The sequence below is a fragment of the Legionella rubrilucens genome (genome assembly GCF_001468125.1).
Taxonomy (GTDB): Bacteria; Pseudomonadota; Gammaproteobacteria; order Legionellales; family Legionellaceae; genus Legionella_C; species Legionella_C rubrilucens.
On record NZ_LNYT01000020.1, the window covers coordinates 122,609 to 137,257 of the forward strand.

Consider the following 14,649-nt stretch of genomic DNA (forward strand, 5'->3'; position numbering starts at 1 on the left):
GGCTTACTATAGTAACGACCCTTCAAAAAAGTCAAACACCGAGTATTTTTTTTACAAAGGGGACAGTAATTCGTCTTTGTGCGGCCAAAGACGCTTCATCAAGTTTATCCAGGATGCGTTGTAATTCATGCATGTTACGTCCGCAGCGATTGATCAGAAAAAGCGCGACGCTGCTGTTTAAATGAAATCCTCGTTTATCGGCCTGTTGCTGCAGGGCGGTGATTTTCAATTCATCATTTAATTCCCTAAGCTGCAGTACCAATCCCCAGGCAAGGCGTGAACGCAAATCGGGCAATTGAATGGCAGACGATGCCGGTGGGTGCTGTCCGCTGATTAATAGCGTTGCCTCCGATCGATCGCGAACCTGATTATAAAGATGAAACAAGGCTTCTTCCCAGGCCGCGTCGCCAGCTATCGCATCCATGTTATCCAGGGCGATTAAATCATGGGCTGCCATGCCTTCAATACTGGCCGGCCCCCATTCCCTTAAGACATCCAGCGGAAGATAGATCGCCTGAGGATGCAATTGACAACAGGCTTGCAGTAAATGTGATTTACCACATCCCTTCGCTCCCCAGAGGTACAGGAAATGTTCCCCCTTCCCATGCAACATGGCTTCAATCTGCTGTTTGATTAAACGGTTTTCCTCGCCCCAGCAAAAGGTATTTAAATTGGCCTGGTAATTCAATTGAATGGCTAACGCTAACTGCTGATTATTCATTGAGGCAAACGGTTGGCAATACAGGCTTTCCTACTCCAGGTCCAGACATAATGAATGTAAGTGGCCGTTGTAGTGATGGCAGTCAAGATGATTAAGGTTTGAATTAAATAATCGGTAATGGGGAAAAAAGCCAGTTCGAAAAGGCAGACAGTGACTAAGGCCAGTTGTAAGGTGGTGTTGATTTTACTGAGTCGGGTAGGCTCAAAATCCAATTGACGCTGAATGAACCAGTACCAGGCCAGAACACCCATCGAGATAGTGACATCCCGTAAAAAAACCAGAATAACCAACCACCAGGGCAGTTGCCCAATCAAGGCTAAGGAAATAAAACTGGATGCAATTAATAATTTATCCGCCAGGGGATCAATGAATGAGCCAAAAAGGCTCTGCCAGCTGAAATGCCTCGCCAGCCAGCCATCAAAGCCATCGGTAAATCCTGCAAGCATGAACACGTAAAAGGCTATCGGGTAATTTTTACGATAAAGATAAACCAAAAAAGGAATAATCAATATCAGCCGTAATACGGTCAATGCATTAGGAATATGTTTTAGTATCGGGTGAGACACAATAATTTATTGACCTTTTGTTTTTGGCCAGCAAGAGCAAGGCTGCCGCCTTGCTGCCACGATTCTATTATTAATCGCCCTCAAGTTTATACAATCCTGCCGCGACTGTCACCTTGTTGCGAAGGTGATTTGTTAAGCGAAAGACCGGATCCTGTCATTAAACTGCAAATCCCAATCAGGCTCATCAGGCACATAAAGGGCACAACACGCTCAATACTGAGCAGGCTGCTGATTAAACTGAACAGCGCGGAACAGGCAAACTGACAGAACAGGGTCAATGCCAGTGCGGTGGCCATGTGCCGAGGAAAAGGACGCACCGACGCGGCGGTGCTCGACGCGACGATAAAACCTGTGCCGAAATAATACACCATCATCGGTAAAATAAAGAGAAAAACGAGGCTGGCGTCTGTCCACGAAAAGAAAACCATCAGGAAGGCGCTGGCAGCAAAAAAGCGCACCCCCAGCACCACAAGCTGGGCGCTGCTGAAATAACGGCTGAGCAAACCACAAGCCCCTGTTCCCAGCAAGTGCATGATGGCCATGAGTGTTTTAATGCTGCCATACTGGCTGACGCTAAACCCCCCGCCCTGGATTAAAATAAACGAAGCGCTGGTATTGAATGCCGATTCACCGGCCATCATAAAAGCCGATACAAGCAGGTAGCGCACAAACAGGGCGTTGTGAAAAACCAGTTTAATCGTTTGCCGTAAGGTCAAAGCATCCGCTGGTGTGGTGCGGGTTTCATCGATGCAGGCAGTGAAACACAGTAATAACAATCCATACGCGGCCATGGTGAGCATGGCAGTCTGCCAGGGCCAATACTGATGAATACGCCCGCCTATAAAAGGCAGAAAGCAGATAAATAAACCGGCTAACGAAAATAAAAAAGCAAATTGCCGGGTGGCCTGCTGTTCATTATGGGTGTCATTCACCATCGCCCGACCCATGAGCAGGGTGGCGCCCACAGCAACGCCCTGCATGAAACGGCATGAAAGAAAAAGAAGCACGGAATGACTGAATGAACAAAGCCAATTGCTGAGGGTATAAAGCAATAGGCCTGAGATAACGATGGGCTTGCGGCCGTGGCGTTCAGACAGTTGGCTCCATAAAAGCATGCTGACGGCTTTACCGGCTAAAAAAAGGCTGATGGTCAATTGGGCTACCCGTGGGGTCACATTAAAAAAAGCAGCCAGTTGCGGCAAAGCCGGGGTTATAAAATGGATGCTCATATTGCCCAGGAACCACGTCAATAAAATCATTATCCAGGCTGATTTTCTCATCATGGCGCCTCAACAGCGGATTGAAAGGGGGAGCGGTGCGGCAGCGTCACTGTCGAAGCAAGCAAGGCCATTACGGCATAGATAGCCGCAACCGCTAAAAACAATTGAGCAAGGCTCATAAACCCTGCCAGATACCCCCCAAGGCAAAGACCCGTTAAATTACCAAGTTTGGCTAATGAGTTAGCCACCCCCAGGGCATAGCCCTGTTGTTGATGCCTGTCACTGATTAGAGTAAACAGGGCAGGCAGAAGCGCGGCAAACACCACCCCCCAAAGAAGACGCAGACAAATCAGGCTGAACCGGTTAATAAACAAACCCTGTGCCAGCAGGATGAGCGCACCCAATAAGCAAAAGCCCAATAAGTAATATTTAATCCGTTGCGGGTGCAGGCGGCATTGATCAAATCGCCGCCCGCACCATTCCGAAACCAGAAGCAGGGAGACTGCAGGCAGAGAATAAAGCAGGCCGATGAACACGGCATCAGCCTGAAGCAAGCGGGCAATCGCCACAGAAAAGACAGGATCAGTTAAACATTTGGCCATCTGGGTCAACAGAATCAATAAACCAATGACGCTGGTAAAAAATCCCATGGACATCAGCGAAGTCCCTTTTTTCATGGGGAAATTGACTTGTCGGCGACCGGAGTCCGGCAACTGCTTTTGCATGACCAGTGCCGTCATCAGGCTGAGCAGCAAGGCTGTGCTGTAAAGGCCGCGATAACCGGTGTAGGTCAGACATAAACCGCCAACAAGGCCTGCGACGGTCGTAGCGACGGCTTTGGCGGATTGCAGGCGTGCCAATTGACGGCTTTTACGATGCCAGTCGCAAAGGGATAAGGCATAGGTTTGCATGGCGACAATGAATCCGGCAAAGCCGCCTTGAATAATACGGACAATGAGGATGGCTGAGGCCGAATGGACTGCAAGCATCAGACCCTGACAGAAGACCAAAGCCCAGGCCGCCCGCATCAACATCCGTTTGTATCCCCAGCGATCGGCCAACCGGCCCCACAAAGGTCCCATGATAATGTTAGCTACCATGGGCAATGCCAGGGCTAAGGTACTGTAAAAAACAGCGGCTTCAAAGGAGCTGGATTGGCTTGCAACCAGCAGGGGAAGAAACGGATTCGTCATTTCCATCGCAAGCAGCATGACGAACTGGCTGGCGAGAAGGAGCCATTCTAAACGCTTGCTCATGATAATGAACTCAACGGATTAGCAATGAAGGTAAACAAATCCTCCTGGTTTCCTTGAAGCCGCATGGATAACAGGCTTTTATGCGGCCACGGCCTGACTAGAATTTTTTGATAATACCAATCGGCAAGATCAGCAGGAACGGCGGAAGCCAGTTCGGCGAACAAACGCTTTAATTCGCTACCTGCCCGCTGCCATAATTCGCAGGCTGTAACCTGGGCATGCTGATTCAGGGTCGCGATCACATGGGCCAGATTGCTTTGCAGATTGCCATGGATGAATTTGTCGCACACCGGGCCAAGTTCAGGACTGGCTAAGGTTGAATCTGGATGCAAACGGGGTTTGTCGACATGATCATAAACGGGATGGGTCGATAGGCGGATTCCCCCGAGGTCGCGGACAACCAGGGCAGAGGGAAGGTGATTATCAAAACGGATTAAGGTATTTTGCTGGTGGCTTTCCATGGCAAGGCCGTAGTGCATCATCAGATGCAGTTGGCCGGCAAGCACCAGACGGCAATAAACAGTAAAATACTCAAGCGGAGACAGACCGCTGGCTTCAATGATTTCAAGCAGCAAAGGCGAAGGCCCTGCGGGTGATTTGGCCAGAAGTGCGGCCAGGGGAATTAAGCGCTGTGTTTCGTGCTGGACAAAAACAATCGGGTTTTCCCGCAGGAGCAAAGCGGCCTGATTGCGTTGATGGGAGGGGATGGCGGAATGATGAATATTGATTCCGGCGAGGTCACTGGCTAAAAAAAGCGTGCCTCGATAGTGATCATTACCCTGCAGAAGCTCATTAATCCAGGAAGACAAGACGGGGCCGTTGTCCACCGAAGCCTGAGAAACGGTGCGCAACGCCGACGTGGTGTGCACTGCGGCTGCCAATTTTAAATGGCAGCTTTTGTCGCCCTGCGTCATCATGGTGCGAAAGGACATGGAAGGGCGAGTGAGTTGATGATGAGGAATGAAAAGTAATTCTTTATTATCGAGTAGTTCAGTACACAGGCTCTGAATTTTATTACGCCATTGCCAGGGATGGATGGGCAATGGGTAATAGTCCTCTGGGTTCATTTGTTTAAAGCAGAGATTTTCGCGCCAGCATTGATACTCGTGTGGAAATTGGCTTTGGAGCAGGGACTGATAATCCATGCGGCCATGGCTTAAGTGCGCACGATCACGCCGCAACGCACCCCAGTGAATGGCTACCTGGGCATTGAATTCCGGCGAATATTGCATGACTTCGCGACGGTTGAATCCCATTTTACAACGAAAATTGGGGTGATGGGGATGCCCTGTGCATCCCCATTGTTCCAGTAGCCCCATGCTCTCCTGCGCACAACATTGGTTTAGCCAGTTCCAGAACGTTCGACCATGAAGCTGCCTTTTTAAATCGGCCTGCCAGCGTTGGCGATAGGCTAAGGCCAGTGCTTCATTGGCGATGCTTTCATTGAGTTCCTGACGCAAAGTCTGCCAGTGGTAAAAGGCGCTGGCCGGGTGGGTCTGTTTCATTCTGTCTTTCAATAAATCAAGCCAATCATGAACGTGATGACTTGGAGGGGCTGAAACCAGTTGTTCCATGATGGCCGCCTGCTTAAGACGCTGCAGACAGTCACGGTGGGCAACCGTAATGTAATGATCCACGGCGTTTTGCGGAAGACCAATACCTACTTCAAATAACAGGAAGCGTAATTGATGACTTAAATCATGAAAATTACCGTATGCAAGTGCCATAGTCTGAATTCCATCAACCAAGATGGATCAAATATAAATGATAATCATTCTCATTTTCAAGTGGGATTTTACGGCTTCGTACACGCACTCCCGGAGGAAGAGGAAGGGGGCAACCAGAGGGTGCGTGCGCAGTCTTTCAGAGGCGGGCGGTAAAATAGTTCCGGACTGCTTTTATCTGCCCTCCCTCCTGGGAGAGGGTCAGGAAAGAGCCTCACGGGGCCATGCTCAATCTTCTTTTTTGCGATAGATCACAGCCGTATTGCCAATGACCTGAATGAGTTCGGCCTGCAAGGCGTCACAGAGATCGTGAATCATGATTTCGCGATCTTCTTTTTCAGCACCATTAATTTTTACTTTAATCAACTCATGCGCGTTAAGGGCATGGCTGGTTTCTTCAATAACGGGAGGGGTCAACCCTTTGGCACCGATCAAGATGACTGGTTTTAAATGATGGGCTTTGGCTTTTAGAGCCTGTTTAAACGCAGTGTTCACTCGGGGATCCTGAGAAAATAAATGGCGAATTATTGCACGTTTTGCTGGGAAAAGGTAGTAAATTTAAGTATGATAGTCTGAGTTTTCCATTACATTTTTCAGTATGCCACGTTCCAAAAGCAGTAAGCGATGGTTGCAAGAACATTTTGATGATGTTTATGTCAAAAAAGCGCAATCAGAAGGTTATCGAAGCCGCGCCGTTTATAAACTGAAGGAAGTGGATGTTAAAGAACATCTGCTTCGCCCGGGCATGACGGTGGTTGACCTGGGCGCCGCGCCAGGCGGCTGGACTCAATACGTCAGCCAAAAACTGGAGGGCCATGGGCGCATTGTTGCCCTGGATATTTTACCCATGGATGCCTTGCCTGACGTCGATTTCATTCAGGGTGATTTCCGTGAAGACGACGTGCTGCATCAATTGACGAATTTAATTCCTGAGCGCAGTGTGGACTTGCTTTTATCCGATATGGCCCCAAATATGAGCGGTACGGCCGCTGTGGATATTCCTCGCGCGATGTATCTTGCGGAATTAGCTTTTGATTTTGCCGATAAGACTCTTAAGCCTGGCGGTTCAATGCTGATAAAAATATTTCATGGTGCGGGGTTTGATGAGTTGATCAAACAGGCCCGCACGCGATTTGAAAAAGTAGTTATTCGTAAACCAATGGCCTCACGTTCTCGCTCGCGAGAAACCTATTTGCTGGCGAAGGGCTATAATTTATAGTAACTTTATCGTTCTAACGACGTAGAAATACGTATAATTGAGGTTAATACTTTGAACGACATGGTAAAAAATCTGATTCTGTGGCTAATTGTTGCTATTGTACTGGTTTCAGTGTTCAGCAATTTTGGACCACGGCACGCTGACACTCAAAAATTACCCTACAGCCAGTTCCTTAAAGAAGTGGAGCAGGGTAACGTCAATTCAGTGACCATTGAAGACAGTAAAGTCATCAAGGGCATGACTAAAAAGAACCAACGTTTTGTAACCTACATGCCGCTACAGGATGATGCCCTGCTGGGTGAATTATTGAAAGGCAAGGTTGAGGTCAGTGGTCAGGAAAAACCACAGGAAAGTTTCCTGGTTCATGTTTTCATTAACTGGTTCCCTATGTTTTTGCTGATTGGGGTCTGGTTCTTTTTTATGCGCCAGATGCAAGGCGGCGGCGGTCGAGGAGCCATGTCGTTTGGGCGTTCACGCGCACGTCTGCTGGGTGAAGATCAGGTTAAAGTGACTTTTGCCGATGTCGCGGGTGTGGATGAGGCCAAAGAAGAAGTGAAGGAGTTGGTTGATTTCTTAAGGGATCCAACCAAGTTTCAGAATTTAGGCGGTCGTATTCCCCGAGGCGTTTTGCTGGTTGGTCCCCCGGGAACCGGTAAAACCCTGTTGGCCAAGGCTGTAGCCGGTGAAGCCAAAGTGCCTTTCTTTACCATTTCAGGTTCTGATTTCGTGGAAATGTTTGTCGGTGTGGGTGCTTCCCGAGTACGTGATATGTTTGAACAGGCGAAGAAACACGCGCCCTGCATTATCTTTATTGACGAGATTGATGCTGTCGGTCGCCATCGCGGTGCAGGACTTGGCGGTGGACATGACGAACGGGAACAAACCTTGAACCAGTTGCTGGTGGAAATGGATGGGTTCGAAGGCAATGAAGGCGTGATTGTGGTTTCTGCCACCAACCGTCCTGATGTGCTTGACCCGGCCCTGCTTCGTCCTGGTCGTTTTGACAGACAGGTTGTCGTCCCTTTACCCGATATCCGCGGACGCGAACAGATCCTCAAAGTGCATCTGCAAAAAGTACCGTTGGAAAAGCATGTTGAAATCCTGCCTATCGCTCGTGGTACGCCGGGATTCTCCGGTGCCGACTTAGCCAACCTGGTTAACGAGGCTGCCCTGTTTGCAGCCCGCGCCAACAAGCGCAAAGTCAGTCTGATTGAACTGGACAAAGCCAAAGACAAAATCATGATGGGCGCTGAACGCCGTTCCATGGTGATGGATGAAAACGAGAAAAAACTGACGGCTTATCACGAGGCTGGTCATGCGATTGTCGGGTTGTCCGTGCCGGAGCATGATCCGGTTTATAAAGTAACCATTATCCCGCGCGGACGTGCCTTGGGTGTGACCATGTTTCTGCCTGAGCAGGATCGCTACAGTCACAGCAAGCGACGTCTGGAGAGTCAGTTATCCAGCTTGTTTGGCGGTCGAATTGCCGAGGAGCTCATCTTTGGGGCTGAAAGCGTGACGACTGGCGCATCGAATGACATCATGAGGGCTACGGAAATCGCCCGTAAGATGGTGACCAGTTGGGGCTTGTCTGAATTGGGTCCTTTAACCTTTGGCGAAGAGGAAGGTGAAGTCTTCCTGGGACGCAGCGTCAGCCAGCGTAAAGAGGTGTCTGATAAAACAGCCGAACATATTGATGAAGAAGTAAGAAAAATCATTGATAGAAACTACGAGCGTGCCAGGAGCATTTTGGTTGCGTCCATGGATAAATTGCATGTCATGGCGGAAACCTTGATTAAATATGAAACGATCGATACCCAGCAAATCAGTGAAATCATGGCAGGCAAAGAGCCTACCCCCCCTGAAGACTGGGATGAAACAAAGCGCATAGAAAAAAGCCCCCCTGAAACCGGTGAATCCAATAAACCCATTAATGGAAAAACGGTTGATCATCCTGCGGGAGAACATTAACCGGAGGTAACCTTAAAGCGGCTTTAGCCCGCTTTAAGGTTACCCCGTCCCTGTTGCCATTACCATACCCTTATCCTGAGAGAAACGTGAATAACAGCGAGTTTTTAAATTGGCTTACTCATTATGCCAGGACCTATTCTACCCCTGTTTCTGCCAAGCCCCTCATCATGGGTGTATTGAATATTACCCCGGACTCTTTTGCTGATGGCGGGCGTTACATGAATCCAGACGCCGCACTGCAACAAGCCTTAACCATGAGGGATGCCGGCGCGGATTTGATTGATTTGGGCGGCGAGTCTTCGCAACCGGGTGCCCGGGCGGTATCAATACAGGAACAGTTGGATCGCGTGCTTCCCGTAATAGAAAAGATACGTCAGGAAAGCGATATTTGCCTATCGATTGATACCACCAGGGCAGAGGTTATGCGTGCGGCTGTTGCGGCAGGCGCTGATTTGATTAATGATATAAAAGCCCTTTCTGAGGAAGGAGCCCTGGCGACTGCGGCAGAGTTAAATGTACCAGTGTGTTTGATGCACATGAAGGGCATACCGGAAACGATGCAGGAAAATCCCTACTATAGTAAAGATGTAGTGGATGAAATCAATGATTTCTTCATTGACCGCATTGAGCGATGCATTCACGCGGGTATTGCTTCGCAGCACCTTATTCTTGATCCAGGATTTGGTTTCGGTAAGTCTGTGCAGCATAATTTGTGGCTTACCAAACATATTCAGCGCTTTCAACAGCACGGATTACCGCTGTTGCTTGGTGCTTCGCGTAAAAGTACGTTAGGGGCGGTATTGAATAAAGCGGTGGAAGAGCGACTGATTGGCAGTATTGCTGTGGCAGTTTTTGCCGGATTGCAGGGAGTTGCAATCATCAGAACCCACGATGTGGGTGAAACCAATCAGGCCTTGTCGATGATTGACGCCATTGTACAGGCTGAGAATGAGTGAGGTAATAAGGATGAATCAACGTAAATACTTTGGTACAGATGGAATTCGGGGACGGGTGGGATTGTCCAGCGTCAATCCGGAGTTCATGCTGAAATTGGGATGGGCCTTAGGCCGGGTATTGGGTAATGATCAGCGTAAAAAGGTCATCATCGGTAAAGATACGCGGGTTTCAGGTTACATGCTTGAATCGGCGCTTGAAGCAGGGTTGGCTGCGGCGGGTGTCGATGTGGCCTTGTTAGGGCCGATGCCTACGCCGGGAATTGCCTACCTGACACAAACCCTAAGGGCCAATGCCGGCATTGTCATCAGCGCCTCTCATAATCTTTTTGAAGACAATGGCATTAAATTTTTCTCCTCCGACGGCAGCAAATTTCCAGATGCCATGGAACTTGCCATTGAGGCAGAAATAGAGAAACCGTTACAAACCGCAGAGGCCAGGCATTTGGGAAAAGCACGACGCATCAATGATGCTGCCGGCCGGTACATCGAATTCTGCAAATCCAGCATTCCCTCCATGACGCGATTGTCAGGCATTAAAATGGTCGTTGATTGTGCCAATGGCGCCACCTACCATATTGCACCGAATGTGTTCAGCGAGCTTGGAGCGGAAGTGATTGCGATCGGGGATGAGCCGGATGGTTTTAACATCAATGCGCATTGCGGTTCCACGGCGCCTGAAATACTACGTCAGCGCGTTATACAATCGCGCGCTGATTTAGGCATTGCTCTGGATGGTGATGGCGATCGCTGCATCATGGTTGATGCTGAGGGCAATGTTGTTGATGGGGATCAAATCATTTATATCATTGCCTGGGAACGGCATCAGCGCGGCATGCTGCAAGGGGGCGTGGTCGGTACGCAGATGAGCAATTTCGGATTGCAAAAGGCACTTGAAACCATGGGGATCCCGTTTTTGCGCGCCAAGGTCGGCGACCGTTATGTCCTTGAAGCATTGAGAGAAAAGGACTGGAAAATAGGCGGTGAGCCTTCAGGACACATTGTTTGCCTGGACAAAACCACCACTGGCGACGGCATCATTGCTGCCCTGCAGGTCTTAGCCTGTATGGTTAAGCAGGATAAATCGTTAAAAGAGCTCACCGAAGGCATTCAGTTGTTACCGCAAACCCTGATTAACATTAAAACCAGGGATGCCAGTGAGCTGGCCAACCACCCAAACATTACTCATCTGGTTGATAATGTCAGCCGCCAGTTGAATAACAATGGGCGTGTGCTCTTACGCCCATCAGGGACTGAGCCCTTGCTTCGGGTTATGGTAGAAGGCATCGATGAACAGGAAGTGGCGCGTCATGCGCAGTGGTTGCGCGATGAAATTGTATCCTTTGAAAAGACCGCGCACAAAAATCAACAGTTGCCCTAGGCGGGGCAACTGGTTAATTCGTGGCTGGTGGCTTGCAGCAGTTGCGAGGAACAAGTCGGTATAAAGAAAAAACGATGCCGATGGTCATTCGCCTTGGGTGAAACAAACCTAATCAAATGAGTTATAAACTGGGCAATCATCTCCACGACCTTCAAAAAGCCGCGATGCGTTTGCAGGCTCTCGTAACGGGGGTCGGCCAGGCATTCTTTGATATCCTGTAGGTCCTCGTGGTGATCATTCTCTTCCGCGATATGGGCTAACTGATGCAGATTGATGGTTGCCTGCTCCAGTAATCTGGCTTCCCTCGGGTGCTTATTCTGCATTCCAGCCTGATGAGCGTACAGGTTGTCAAGTCGCGTTTTCAAAGCGGGCGATTTGACCTCGTCGGGCTTTGTGTCCATCACCGGCACGGGAGGTTTCAGCTTAAGCAAGGGAGCGCAGTCGTTATCCGGGTGCGGGGCGAGGGTTTGATACGCCAGAAGTACGGCATATGGGTTTATCGGATGAGGGTATTCCAATTCGAAATGAATATCCCTTAACAGTTGAGCGGCCTGATAGTAACGTTTTTTGTCAGTGGCCTGGGATCGCAGGGCAATAAACAGGTTCTGGTACCAGTGCATCAATCCCTGCTCCAGCTCTTGCAGCAGCGGCAGGATGTTTTGGTGCATCATATCCAGTTTTTTATGGTATTCAATCTCCTGTTTAAGCGGCGGAGGATGATTCTCAATCGAGCCTTCGACTTTGCTAATATTCGACTCAGGCAATAAGATTTTGAGTTGCTTCAGATTCCGTTGGAGCTCCATTTCCAACTGGTTCTGATTCAGGGACAACTCATGGGGTGGCGGCAGGTGGCCTAGTTCTTCCCGCAACTCTTTTTGCCGACGCTTTAACTCAATAATCCGTAAATTAAGGTCCATCGTGTGCGTGTCGGACAAGGTAACCTGCTTCATGCGAGCTAAATAATCTTTACACTGGCTAATTTGCCCAATTAATTCCTCAATGCGAACTTTACGGGCTGGGGCTTTAGCCGTCAGGTCTTTAATCTGCGTCGTCGTTAACTGAAGTTCATTGCCATGAAGAATGTTATTGTGCGTTCGCAGACGTGTGTTTTCCGAAAGAAGTTCGCATAGCTCCTGGATCAGCTTCAACCCGTTGCCTAATTGACCTATGCTGTTTGATGCGGCAAGACTGAGCCTGTCCAGTTCCTGCTTTAATTCCAGGCTGCTGCTTTTCTCACCCGAACAGGACGTATCATACGATTGCATAAGCTGAATGATTTCCCTGTTGAGTGAGTCCGGCGCCGACGCAGTCTGCCCTTCTTTAGGGGCTTCGGGTAACATCACTCGAGCATCATTCCTTTTTTTGCTGAGTGAATCAATGACGGATTGCAGTTTGTATCGTTTGAGTAAAAGCGAAAGGTAGAAATAATGCTGCTCCATGCTCTGTACATTCTGAGCATAGTTCTTATTATTTAACCAATTCACCCAGGCCAGAGGATTCAGGCTTGACGTGCTGATGACCTGTTGCCAACCTTTTATATAAAGCAGATTCTCCTTATCCGTTGCCTCATCAAACAAATAGTTAAGATCCCGCTTTACTTCAGCAGGAAGAGTAAATTGCTCAATTTCTTTATCCAGCATTCTGAGCGATTGTTGGGCGGCTTCAAGTTCGTCGCTTAATTGTTTAATAGTACTTGAAAGTTCCTGATGGGATATCGACTCCTTTAAGCGCTGCGAGTAGCGGGTAAACTCATGGAGATACCGTTCATGCCCGATAATCTGACCTTGAATATTCTCCAGCTCGCTCCTTAGAAGGCGTACGTCATTATCCGAGATCAGTGTGATATTGAGTTCTCTCAACTGCCTTTGAATGTCGTTGATTCGTAACCAGTTCCTATTAAGAATGAGTTTGAGATCGTCAAATTTGATGCTATTCAATTCCCTGGTGAGGGTTTCTTCAAGTCCTCCGATCAATACCTCTCGCTCTCGAAGACCGGGATAAACTGAAAGAGCCAGAATGGGATCCTTCTGGTATTGTATTTTGGCATAGATTTCATAGAGTTGCTGATAAGGTTCTTCAAGCTGGCTTTTCGTCTTTCTGGTCTCAAGATCATGGGTTTTGAGGCTGTCCTTAATCAACTTGATTTCGCTTTGGATGCGCTTTTGTTCCTCATGGATTAAAGCGATTGCAGCCTGCCTGTCCGCATTGCCTTTCCAGCGCTTAAGCAATTCCCTGAAATCATGGAGAAACAGCCATAATGCTTTGACTTCCTCAGGCGGGGAGCTCTCTTGATTGAATAAATGATCATAATGGGTCAATAGAGTGTAGAACGAAAGGAAGTTCGTCGGTTGTGATGAGGTACGAAGTTGAGCGGCTAAGGCTCTGAGTTCCTCTTTCATTACGATTCTCCTGAATACAAATAAGTCAATCCTTGAGTACAGCCTGGACTGAAAAGAAGCTCAATTTCTATAATTAACGGAGCAAATCATAAAAATCAAGCAAAATACTAGGATTTCGAGCAACATTAAGGTATATTGCCCCGGTTATTAACTGGAGTGGCAATGAGGAAAAAAATTGTAGCAGGGAACTGGAAAATGAATGGTACAGTCAGCACCATTACCCAGCTGCTCAAGGACCTCGTTCGGCAACTGCCTGAATTAAGCCACGGCACGGATTGTGCGGTGATGCCCCCCGCGATTTATTTGCCTCTGGTGCAGGAACTTCTTCAGGGCAGTTGCGTTGGCTGGGGTGCACAGAATGTTTATCCAGCGGATGCGGGTGCTTATACGGGTGAACTCTCCAGCACCATGCTTAAAGATTACCAATGCCGGTATGTATTGGTCGGTCATTCGGAAAGAAGGCAACTTTTCGGAGAAAGCGAAAAATTTGTTGCTGATAAATACCACCATGTAAAAGAACATGGTATGATACCGGTTCTTTGCGTGGGCGAGACTCTTGATGAGCGCCAGCAAGGAAAAACGAAAGAAGTATTGACCCGTCAGCTCCTGGCTGTAGCTAAAGAAGACTCAGCCTGTTTCGGCAATGCTGTCATCGCTTATGAACCCGTATGGGCAATAGGTACTGGTCAGACAGCAAGCCCTGAGCAAGCTCAGGAAATGCACGGGTTTATTAGAGAATTAGTGAGTGAATTCAGCAAGGAAGACGCTGCTGCATTGCCGCTGCTTTATGGCGGAAGTGTTAATGAGAAAAATGCAGCCTCGTTGTTTTCCATGCCGGATGTCGATGGTGGTTTAATTGGTGGTGCATCCCTTAATGCACAACAGTTTGTGGAAATTGTTAAATGTATCAATTAATTTTAATCATTCATGTGCTGGTCGCCATGGTCCTGATTGGACTGGTGTTGATACAGCATGGAAAGGGTGCCGATATCGGTGCTGCGTTTGGTTCAGGCGCATCAAATACTGTTTTCGGCAGCCAGGGTACCGGAGGATTTCTGTTCAAATTGACCGGCGGATTGGCATTGACATTTTTTGTGACAAGTTTGACCCTGTCCTACATGGTATCCACGCAATACCAAAAGGCAGAGCAACAAGCCATTCCTCAACCAATTAGCGCGCCAAATAACGCGATTCCGGTGCCGGTTGATAGCAGTAAAAACGGAAAAGAATAACTAAATA

Annotated in this window: 13 protein-coding genes; 6 read left to right on the plus strand and 7 right to left on the minus strand. The window is 48.5% G+C overall.

What is annotated here, in order from left to right:
* Positions 1–31: 31 nt before the first annotated feature.
* The 6 genes from hda to yhbY form a co-directional block, all read right to left on the minus strand.
* Positions 32–721 carry a DnaA regulatory inactivator Hda gene (hda, locus tag Lrub_RS08285; protein WP_058531718.1) on the minus strand — a complete coding sequence of 230 codons (690 nt, stop codon included), beginning with the start codon at positions 719–721 and terminating at the stop codon, positions 32–34.
* On the minus strand, positions 718–1,275 hold the full coding sequence (locus tag Lrub_RS08290) for a CDP-alcohol phosphatidyltransferase family protein (RefSeq protein ID WP_058532258.1): 558 nt from the start codon (positions 1,273–1,275) through the stop codon (positions 718–720). The genes hda and Lrub_RS08290 overlap by 4 nt, the downstream gene beginning before the upstream one ends.
* A gap of 98 nt (positions 1,276–1,373) precedes the next feature.
* Positions 1,374–2,570, minus strand: a complete 1,197-nt coding sequence (locus Lrub_RS08295) for an MFS transporter (RefSeq protein WP_272946954.1) — start codon at positions 2,568–2,570, stop codon at positions 1,374–1,376.
* A complete protein-coding gene (locus Lrub_RS08300; protein ID WP_065235742.1) occupies positions 2,567–3,763 on the minus strand; it encodes an MFS transporter in 1,197 nt (398 codons plus the stop codon). The genes Lrub_RS08295 and Lrub_RS08300 overlap by 4 nt, the downstream gene beginning before the upstream one ends.
* Positions 3,760–5,490: an IucA/IucC family protein gene (locus Lrub_RS08305; RefSeq protein ID WP_058531719.1), complete on the minus strand. Its 1,731-nt coding sequence runs from the start codon at positions 5,488–5,490 to the stop codon at positions 3,760–3,762. Before Lrub_RS08305 ends, Lrub_RS08300 begins: the two co-directional genes overlap by 4 nt.
* Positions 5,491–5,715: 225 nt before the next feature.
* Entirely contained in the window at positions 5,716–5,982 is a 267-nt protein-coding gene (yhbY, locus tag Lrub_RS08310) for a ribosome assembly RNA-binding protein YhbY (protein ID WP_058531720.1), read from the minus strand.
* 103 nt (positions 5,983–6,085) lie between these two features.
* On the opposite strand from yhbY, the gene rlmE reads away from it, so the two are divergent.
* From rlmE to glmM, 4 genes are all read left to right on the plus strand, one after another.
* Positions 6,086–6,706 (plus strand): 23S rRNA (uridine(2552)-2'-O)-methyltransferase RlmE, encoded by a 621-nt coding sequence (gene rlmE, locus Lrub_RS08315; protein WP_058531721.1) that lies wholly within the window; start codon positions 6,086–6,088, stop codon positions 6,704–6,706.
* Positions 6,707–6,766: 60 nt separating this feature from the next.
* Positions 6,767–8,677 (plus strand): ATP-dependent zinc metalloprotease FtsH, encoded by a 1,911-nt coding sequence (gene ftsH, locus Lrub_RS08320; protein WP_058531722.1) that lies wholly within the window; start codon positions 6,767–6,769, stop codon positions 8,675–8,677.
* Positions 8,678–8,763: 86 nt separating this feature from the next.
* A complete protein-coding gene (gene folP, locus Lrub_RS08325) occupies positions 8,764–9,633 on the plus strand; it encodes a dihydropteroate synthase (RefSeq protein ID WP_058531723.1) in 870 nt (289 codons plus the stop codon).
* 10 nt (positions 9,634–9,643) lie between these two features.
* Positions 9,644–11,011 carry a phosphoglucosamine mutase gene (glmM, locus tag Lrub_RS08330; RefSeq protein ID WP_058531724.1) on the plus strand — a complete coding sequence of 456 codons (1,368 nt, stop codon included), beginning with the start codon at positions 9,644–9,646 and terminating at the stop codon, positions 11,009–11,011.
* On the opposite strand, the gene Lrub_RS08335 is transcribed toward glmM, so the two are convergent.
* Positions 11,008–13,410, minus strand: a complete 2,403-nt coding sequence (locus Lrub_RS08335; RefSeq protein WP_058531725.1) for a coiled-coil domain-containing protein — start codon at positions 13,408–13,410, stop codon at positions 11,008–11,010. The genes glmM and Lrub_RS08335 overlap by 4 nt on opposite strands.
* Before the next feature lie 162 nt (positions 13,411–13,572).
* On the opposite strand from Lrub_RS08335, the gene tpiA reads away from it, so the two are divergent.
* Both tpiA and secG read left to right on the plus strand, forming a co-directional pair.
* Positions 13,573–14,325: a triose-phosphate isomerase gene (gene tpiA / locus Lrub_RS08340; protein ID WP_058531726.1), complete on the plus strand. Its 753-nt coding sequence runs from the start codon at positions 13,573–13,575 to the stop codon at positions 14,323–14,325.
* Entirely contained in the window at positions 14,313–14,642 is a 330-nt protein-coding gene (gene secG / locus Lrub_RS08345; RefSeq protein ID WP_058531727.1) for a preprotein translocase subunit SecG, read from the plus strand. The genes tpiA and secG overlap by 13 nt, the downstream gene beginning before the upstream one ends.
* The last annotated feature ends 7 nt before the right edge of the window (positions 14,643–14,649 follow it).

What these genes read in the sequence shown, in the direction of transcription:
- hda (WP_058531718.1), bottom strand. Translation starts at nt 721, where the DNA reads ATGAATAATCAGCAGTTAGCGTTAGCCATTCAATTGAATTACCAGGCC.
- Lrub_RS08295 (WP_272946954.1), bottom strand. Translation starts at nt 2,570, where the DNA reads ATGATGAGAAAATCAGCCTGGATAATGATTTTATTGACGTGGTTCCTG.
- Lrub_RS08300 (WP_065235742.1), bottom strand. Translation starts at nt 3,763, where the DNA reads ATGAGCAAGCGTTTAGAATGGCTCCTTCTCGCCAGCCAGTTCGTCATG.
- Lrub_RS08305 (WP_058531719.1), bottom strand. Translation starts at nt 5,490, where the DNA reads ATGGCACTTGCATACGGTAATTTTCATGATTTAAGTCATCAATTACGC.
- rlmE (WP_058531721.1), top strand. Translation starts at nt 6,086, where the DNA reads ATGCCACGTTCCAAAAGCAGTAAGCGATGGTTGCAAGAACATTTTGAT.
- ftsH (WP_058531722.1), top strand. Translation starts at nt 6,767, where the DNA reads ATGGTAAAAAATCTGATTCTGTGGCTAATTGTTGCTATTGTACTGGTT.
- glmM (WP_058531724.1), top strand. Translation starts at nt 9,644, where the DNA reads ATGAATCAACGTAAATACTTTGGTACAGATGGAATTCGGGGACGGGTG.
- Lrub_RS08335 (WP_058531725.1), bottom strand. Translation starts at nt 13,410, where the DNA reads ATGAAAGAGGAACTCAGAGCCTTAGCCGCTCAACTTCGTACCTCATCA.
- tpiA (WP_058531726.1), top strand. Translation starts at nt 13,573, where the DNA reads ATGAGGAAAAAAATTGTAGCAGGGAACTGGAAAATGAATGGTACAGTC.
- secG (WP_058531727.1), top strand. Translation starts at nt 14,313, where the DNA reads ATGTATCAATTAATTTTAATCATTCATGTGCTGGTCGCCATGGTCCTG.